General features: G+C 65.8%; 9 protein-coding genes. 3 read left to right on the forward strand and 6 right to left on the reverse strand.

Annotated features, from left to right (window positions below; genetic code table 11):
• On the forward strand, window positions 1-420 hold a 420-nt coding region (locus tag VMJ11_RS00780), incomplete at its 5' end, for an aminotransferase class III-fold pyridoxal phosphate-dependent enzyme (RefSeq protein WP_325615924.1).
• A gap of 64 nt (window positions 421-484) precedes the next feature.
• Here VMJ11_RS00780 and VMJ11_RS00785 read toward each other — a convergent pair.
• Window positions 485-985: a DNA-binding protein gene (locus VMJ11_RS00785; RefSeq protein WP_325615926.1), complete on the reverse strand. Its 501-nt coding sequence runs from the start codon at window positions 983-985 to the stop codon at window positions 485-487.
• A gap of 182 nt (window positions 986-1167) precedes the next feature.
• Between VMJ11_RS00785 and VMJ11_RS00790 the strand changes: the two genes are divergently transcribed.
• Window positions 1168-1416, forward strand: a complete 249-nt coding sequence (locus VMJ11_RS00790) for a hypothetical protein (protein ID WP_325615928.1) — start codon at window positions 1168-1170, stop codon at window positions 1414-1416.
• 83 nt (window positions 1417-1499) lie between these two features.
• Window positions 1500-2567 carry an NAD(P)/FAD-dependent oxidoreductase gene (locus VMJ11_RS00795; protein WP_325615930.1) on the forward strand — a complete coding sequence of 356 codons (1068 nt, stop codon included), beginning with the start codon at window positions 1500-1502 and terminating at the stop codon, window positions 2565-2567.
• Between the two features lie 37 nt (window positions 2568-2604).
• On the opposite strand, the gene pcaC is transcribed toward VMJ11_RS00795, so the two are convergent.
• The 5 genes from pcaC to VMJ11_RS00820 form a co-directional block, all read right to left on the reverse strand.
• The gene (pcaC, locus tag VMJ11_RS00800; RefSeq protein WP_325615931.1) at window positions 2605-2994 is read right to left on the reverse strand and encodes a 4-carboxymuconolactone decarboxylase; all 390 of its coding nucleotides are present in this window, start codon (window positions 2992-2994) and stop codon (window positions 2605-2607) included.
• A complete protein-coding gene (gene pcaD, locus VMJ11_RS00805; RefSeq protein ID WP_325615932.1) occupies window positions 2991-3782 on the reverse strand; it encodes a 3-oxoadipate enol-lactonase in 792 nt (263 codons plus the stop codon). The genes pcaC and pcaD overlap by 4 nt, the downstream gene beginning before the upstream one ends.
• Before the next feature lie 5 nt (window positions 3783-3787).
• Window positions 3788-5167 carry a 3-carboxy-cis,cis-muconate cycloisomerase gene (locus VMJ11_RS00810; protein WP_325615933.1) on the reverse strand — a complete coding sequence of 460 codons (1380 nt, stop codon included), beginning with the start codon at window positions 5165-5167 and terminating at the stop codon, window positions 3788-3790.
• A gap of 123 nt (window positions 5168-5290) precedes the next feature.
• On the reverse strand, window positions 5291-5950 hold the full coding sequence (locus VMJ11_RS00815) for a 3-oxoacid CoA-transferase subunit B (protein WP_325615935.1): 660 nt from the start codon (window positions 5948-5950) through the stop codon (window positions 5291-5293).
• A 17-nt stretch (window positions 5951-5967) separates the two neighbouring features.
• Entirely contained in the window at window positions 5968-6675 is a 708-nt protein-coding gene (locus tag VMJ11_RS00820) for a 3-oxoacid CoA-transferase subunit A (RefSeq protein ID WP_325615937.1), read from the reverse strand.
• Between the last annotated feature and the right edge of the window lie 282 nt (window positions 6676-6957).

Below are 6957 nucleotides of genomic sequence, written 5' to 3' on the forward strand. Positions count from 1 at the left end.
ACGGTCGTCAACAGCGGCGCGCCCGGCGCGATCGAGCTGTTCCACGGCTACACCTATTCGGCGCACCCGCTTGCGGCCGCCGCCGCGATCGCGACGCAGGACCTGTATCGCCGCGAAGGCCTGTTCGAGCGCGCCAACGCGCTCGCGCCGAAGTTCGAAGCCGCCGCGCACGCGCTGCGTGGTGAGAAGCACGTGAAGGACGTGCGCAACCTGGGCCTCGTCGCCGGCATCGAACTCGAGTCGCGCGACGGTGCGCCGGGTGCACGGGCTTACGAGGCTTTCGTGAAGTGCTTCGAGGCCGGCGTGCTGATCCGCTTCACGGGCGACATCCTCGCGTTCTCGCCGCCGCTCATCGTGAGCGAGGAAGAAATCGCGCGCCTCTTTGGCACGGTGCGCGACGTGCTCGCGACGGTGCAGTAAAGCGCGCTACGCGTGCGAGGGCTCGGGCCCTTGCACGCGGGCATGCGCACTCCACTCCTCAGTCTCAGCGATGCGCCGCACGGGCGGCCCGGGTTCGGGCCGCCTTTTTTGCGGCCGCCGATCGTGCGTCCGCGCCCTTCGTGCGTGCGCCCGCCTTCGCGGCGGCCGAGCGGCTCGCCGCACTGCGTTTGCTCGCCGCCGTCTTCGTCTGCTTCGATAAAGCCGCCTTGCTCGCCCCCGCGCTGCCTTCGCGCCGCAGTGCCGCTGTCGCCGCACTGGCGCGCCGTTCTGTGCTCTCGCTGCTGGGCGCCCGTGACTTGGCCTCGCGCTTCTCGGCTGCTTTCTTTGCGCTTGCGCTGCCCGCGGGCGGCGGCTTCACATCGACGCCCGCCCGGCGCGCCTTCGATAGTCCAATAGCGATGGCCCGTTTGGCCGAGCGCACGCCGTGCTCCCCTTTGCGCACCCGCTCGATCTCGTCCTTCACGAATACGCCAGCCTGGGTGCTGGCCGACTTGCCTTCACGCTTCGCCGCGCGGGCGCGCGCGACGAGTTTCTTGTCGGGCATGATGCTCCTCCATTCGCTTTCGATTCACGCTGCACGGGTGCGCAACACCCGTACCCGCGTAGCCCGCGCTCACAGCGCGAGCGCGGAACGCGCCATCGGCGTATCGTCTCCGTATTCGCCACCGAAACGGCACTGAGGCAAGCGCGCATCCACCGGCGTGCGCTGCGCCAGGAGGAAATCCCATGAAGATGCCAGTCCGCACCGGCACGCATATCGAGGGCGTCCACTGGATCGCCGAGTATCTGGAAGCGACCCATCAGATTCGCGTTTTCCGCGGCGGCCGCGAGGTCGATACGATCCCCGCGCCCGCGTCCATGTTCGGCGAGGAACGCGACGCGGGCTCGGCCAGCGACGCCGCGAGCCGCGCCGAGGAGGCCGCGCTGCTCGCCTGCCTGCGCCGCTACGTGGCCGACGTGCAGCCCGAAGAGTAGGAATCTTGAATGTCCCGCCTGCCCCATGGCCTGCTCCCGCGTTTGAGTCGAGGGGCACCGGGGGCCCCGAGGAGAGTTGGCCGATGGACGAGCGCAACGCTCACTTTCCGCCGCAGCTCATCGAAACCGACGCGCTTATCGTCGGCGCGGGGCCTGTTGGACTGTTCCAGGTGTTCGAGCTGGGCTTGCTCGAGATTCACGCCCACGTGGTCGATTCGCTGCCCGAGGTCGGCGGCCAGTGCGCGGAGCTCTACCCTGACAAGCCGATCTACGACATCCCCGCCATCCCCATGTGCACGGGGCAGCAACTCGTGGACGCGCTGATGAAGCAGATCGAGCCGTTCGGCGCGACGTTTCATCTTGGAGAGGAAGTGCAGATCGTCGAGCGTCGCGCCGACAACCGCTTCTTCGTGCAGACGAGCAAGGGCACGCAGTTCTGCACGAAGACCTTGTTCATCGCAGCGGGCGTCGGCTCGTTCCAGCCGCGCACGCTCAAGCTGAGCGGTATCGAGCGATATCGCGACACGCAGCTGTTCTATCGCGTGCGCGACCCCGAACGCTTTCGCGGCAAGGACATCGTGGTGTGCGGCGGGGGCGATTCTGCGCTCGACTGGGCAGTGCAGCTCGTAGACATCGCACAAAGCGTGATCCTGCTGCATCGGCGCGAAGGATTTCGCGCGGCGCCAGCGACAGTGGCGAAAATGCGGACGTTATGCGACGAATGGCACATGCAGTCGATCGTCGGTCAACTGACCGGCTTCGACGAGGAAGGCGGCAGGCTCGCGCGCATCAAGGTGACTGGCGGCGACGGCGTGACGCGCGCGCTGGATCTCGAGTGCCTGCTCGTGTTTTACGGGTTGTCCCCGCAACTCGGGCCGATCGCGCAATGGGGCCTCGACATCGAACGCAAGCAGTTGCCGGTGGACACGGCGCGCTTCGAAACCAGCGTGCCAGGCATCTTTGCCGTAGGCGACATCAACACCTATCCGGGCAAGAAGAAGCTGATCCTCTCGGGCTTCCACGAAGCCGCGCTCGCCGCGTTCGGCGCGGCGCATCACGTCTTTCCCGAAAGAAAAATTCATCTGCAGTACACAACGACCAGCACGCGCCTGCATAAGGTGCTCGGCGTGGAGTCGCCGGTGTTCGACTGAACGCGGGGCCCAGGCCCCGCGTTTTCTGCATGCAGACTCAGCCCTGCTCCGCATCCTGCTCGCGGAAAATACGATCGGCGAGATGGAATGCCGAATTCGCCGCAGGCACGCCGCAATAGATCGCGGTCTGCAGCAGCACTTCCTTGATCTCGTCGCGCGTCACGCCGTTATTGCGCGCGGCACGCAGGTGCAGTGCGAGCTCCTCACTGCGATTGAGCGCGACCATCATCGAGATCGTCAGCAGGCTGCGCGTATGGCGCGGCAAACCTTCGCGTGTCCAGATCTCGCCCCACGCGTAGCGCGTGATCAGATTCTGGAATTCCTCGGTCACTTCCGTGCGATTCGCGATCGAGCGGTCGACATGCGCGTCGCCCAGCACCTTGCGGCGCACCTGCATGCCCGCTTCGTAACGCTCTTCTTCGTTCATCGCGCCTCCAGCAGAAAGTCGACCACGATCTTGTTGTATTCGTCGGCCAGCTCGACATTCGAAATGTGCGAGGCATTGAGTTCGACGTAGCGCGCACCTTGCACCGATTCGGCCAGTTCGCGGCCTTGCGCGGGCGTCGCGGCCAGATCGTGCGTGCCCGAGATCACGAGCGTGGGTGCCTTGATCGAGGCGGTTTCGCCGCGCAGGTCGGCGGCGTTGATGGCGTCGCAGTTCGAGGCGTAGCCTTCATTGTCGGTATGCACGAACACGTCGCGCACCTGCGCGATCACGAGCGGATTGCGCGCCATGAATTCGGCCGTGTACCAGCGCGGGATCACCGCGTCGGCCAGCGCGAGCATGCCTTCGTTGCGCGCCTTCGCCGCACGCGGCACCCAGACTTCCGGCGTGCCGATCTTCGCGGCCGTATTGCACAGCACGAGACGATCGATGCGATTGCCATAGCGCGCGCCAAGGCCCACGCCGGTCAGGCCGCCCATCGAAACGCCCGCGAAATGCGCGCGCTCGATGCCCAGATGGTCGAGCAGCCCGATCACGTCGCCCGTCAACTGCTCGATCGTGTACGGGCCTTTCGGCACCGCCGATTGGCCGTGGCCGCGCGTGTCGTAGCGCAGCACGCGGAAGTGCTTCGCGAATTCGACCAGCTGCGGCGCCCACATCGACACGTCGCTACCGAGCGAATTCGACAGAACCAGCCACGGTGCCGTGCGGTTCGCCGCACCGTCGATGCGGTAGAACAACTGCGTGTCGTTGACGGCTGCGTAAGGCATGCGTGTTACTCCTCGTGAGTCTGCGATGAAGATTGGGGGGCGCGCCCGGCATACGACGCGAGAACCGCGTCGACAAAGGCGTGCGCCTCGCCCACGTAATTGGCCGGATCGAGCAGCGCCTTCAGGCGCGCTTCGTCCAGATGACGCGTGACGGCGGGGTCCGCCGCAAGTACTTCGTAGAGCGTACGACCGCTTTGCACCGCTGCTTTCGAAGCGTGCTCGACGAGATGGTGCGCGTCGAGCCGGCCGATCTGATCGCCGAGTGCGAGCATCACCGCTTCGCCGAGAATGAGGCCGTGCGTCGTATCGAGGTTCGCCGCGAGGCGCTCGGGCCGAACTTCGAGGCCGGCCGTGATCTGTTCGATCTGCGCGAGCGCCCCACCCGCGAGACGGGCGAGATCGGGCAGCGCGTCCCACTCGGCCTGCCAGCCGCCAAGCGCGCGCTCGTGTTCCTGGACCATGCCCGAGAACACCGTCGCGACGAGGCCAGGCGCGCGCGCCGCAGCCGTCAGGACTGCTGCGCAACCCACGGGATTGCGCTTGTGCGGCATGGTCGAGGAGCCGCCTTTGCCGGCCGCCGACGGTTCGGCCAGTTCGCCGATCTCGGTCTGCATCTGCAGGGAGATGTCACGCGCGATCTTGCCGAGCGTGCCGATCAGCATGCCGAAGAACGACGCGGCCTCGGCAATGCGGTCGCGCTGGGTGTGCCACGGCAGGGAAGGCAGCGTGAGACTGAGTTCCTGCGCAAGCGTGGCGCTCACCTTCGGCGCGGCGTCGCGCAGGCTGGCAAGCGTGCCCGCCGCGCCACCGAACTGCAGCACGAGCGCGCGTTCACGCAGCGCAGCGAGCCGCTCGCGATGACGCAGCATGGCGTCGAGCCACTGCGCGAATTTGAGGCCGAGCGTAATGGGCAGCGCCTGCTGCAGCCACGTGCGCCCGACCGCGGGCGTCGCACGATGCTTGCGTGCAAGATCGGCCAGCGTCGCACAGGTCGCGTCGATGCCGCGCTCGATGAGCGCAAGCGCATCGCGCAACTGCAGCACGGTGGCGGTATCGATGATGTCCTGGCTCGTGGCGCCCCAATGCACGTACTTGGCACCCTCGGGGTCGGCGGCCTTCACCCGCGCCGTGAGCTGCTTGACGAGCGGAATCGCCAGATTGCCGCCGAGCGCCGCGTCGCGCGCGAGCGAAGGCGCATCGAGCTGGTCGGCAACGCATGCCTCGACGATCGCCGCCACGGCCGACTGCGGAATCACGCCATGCGCAGCGCAGGCACGCGCAAGCGCCGCCTCGACGTCGAGCATGCGTTGCAGCGTGGCGTCCGGCGACCAGACGGCGTTCATCGGCTCGGTCCCGCAGATCAGGCTCGTCAGGCGTTCAATCATGGAATATGGTGCAAAGAAAAAATCAGGCGCTCAGGCACAGATGGCGCGGCAACCGGCGACGAATGTCGCCGGTTGCCGCGCCACAAACGCGTGCGTAACAGCAACTGCACGCAGGTCGCCAGTTTACGCTGCGCGGCGGTTTTGCGTCGCGTCGATCAGCGGCACGCCGGCGAGCTTCTGGAGGGCGTCGAAGTCGATGTCCGAATAGATCTCGCGCACGGCGAGACCCTCCGGCGTCACGTCGAACGCGGCGAGGTCGGTGTAGATGCGGCCGACGCAGCCCACGCCCGTCACCGGATACGAACATTCGCTAACGAGCTTGCTCTCGCCCTGCTTCGTCAGCAGTTCCATCATGACGAACACCTGCTTAGCGCCGAGTGCGAGGTCCATTGCGCCGCCTACGGCCGGAATCGCGTCGGGCGCGCCTGTGTGCCAGTTCGCGAGGTCGCCCTTCACCGATACCTGGAATGCGCCGAGCACACAGTAGTCGAGGTGGCCGCCGCGCATCATCGCGAACGAGTCAGCGTGATGGAAATAGGCGCCGCCCGTGAGCAGCGTGACGTGCTGCTTGCCGGCATTGATGAGCTCGTCGTCTTCCCGGCCGGGCGCGGGGGCCGGGCCCATGCCGAGCAGGCCGTTCTCGCTGTGCAGGAAGATTTCCTTGCTCGGATCGAGATGGTTGGCCACCAGCGTGGGCACGCCGATACCGAGATTCACATACGCGCCTTCGGGAATGTCCGCGGCCACGCGCTTGGCCATTTCGTCGCGATTCAGTCGTTTCATTGCCTTTCTCCGTTCCTTCAGGCTGCCTGGCCGCCGTGCTGCTCATGCGCTTGATGCGCGGCTTGCGGCACTTCCACGACGCGCTGCACGAAAATGCCGGGGGTCACGATCACCTCGGGATCGAGCTCGCCGAGCTGCACGACTTCCGAAACCTGTGCAATGGCGACCTTCGCCGCGCTGGCCATGATCGGACCGAAGTTGCGAGCCGTCTTGCGGTAGACGAGGTTACCCCAGCGATCGCCCTTGTACGCCTTGATGAGTGCGAAGTCGGCATGCAGCGGCGACTCGAGCACATAGTGGCGGCCGTCGATCAGGCGCGTTTCCTTGCCTTCGGCTAGCTTCGTGCCATAGCCGGTGGGCGTGAAAAAGCCGCCAATGCCGGCGCCCGCCGCGCGGATGCGCTCGGCCAGATTGCCTTGCGGCACGAGTTCGAGCTCGATTTCGCCGGAGCGGTAGAGCGCGTCGAACACATACGAGTCGGTCTGGCGCGGAAACGAGCAGATGATCTTGCGCACGCGCTTCGCCTTGAGCAACGCGGCCAGCCCGGTATCGCCGTTGCCCGCGTTGTTGTTGACGATCGTGAGATCGCGTGCACCCTGCGCGATGAGCGCGTCGATCAGTTCGGAGGGCATACCGGCCGTGCCGAAGCCGCCGATCATCACCGTGGCACCGTCATGTACGTCGGCCACGGCGGCTTGAAGCGAGTCGAAAATCTTGTTGATCATGCCTGTTCCTGAAAGCGATGGGCATCGCGGAAGGTCCACGTCACTCGATCGCAAAAAGTTCTATATACGAACACTGATTCGTTTAGCGAACGTCCAGCGCATTATCGGAGTGTATTTGCGCGCTTGTCAAGGCGGGTCTACCCCAGGGCTGTTAGGTTCTCGCATCCCCACGAGCGCACTTACGCAATCGTTCAAAGTTCATCGCGTGCCGGTGCAGCTCAACGGAGATATTCTGAACGTTCGCAGCGCGTAGGCAGTTCAATGCGATGGAGCGAAGGCGCG

Origin of the sequence: Paraburkholderia sp., from assembly GCF_035501035.1 — a bacterium.
In the GTDB taxonomy this organism is placed as follows: Bacteria; Pseudomonadota; Gammaproteobacteria; order Burkholderiales; family Burkholderiaceae; genus Paraburkholderia.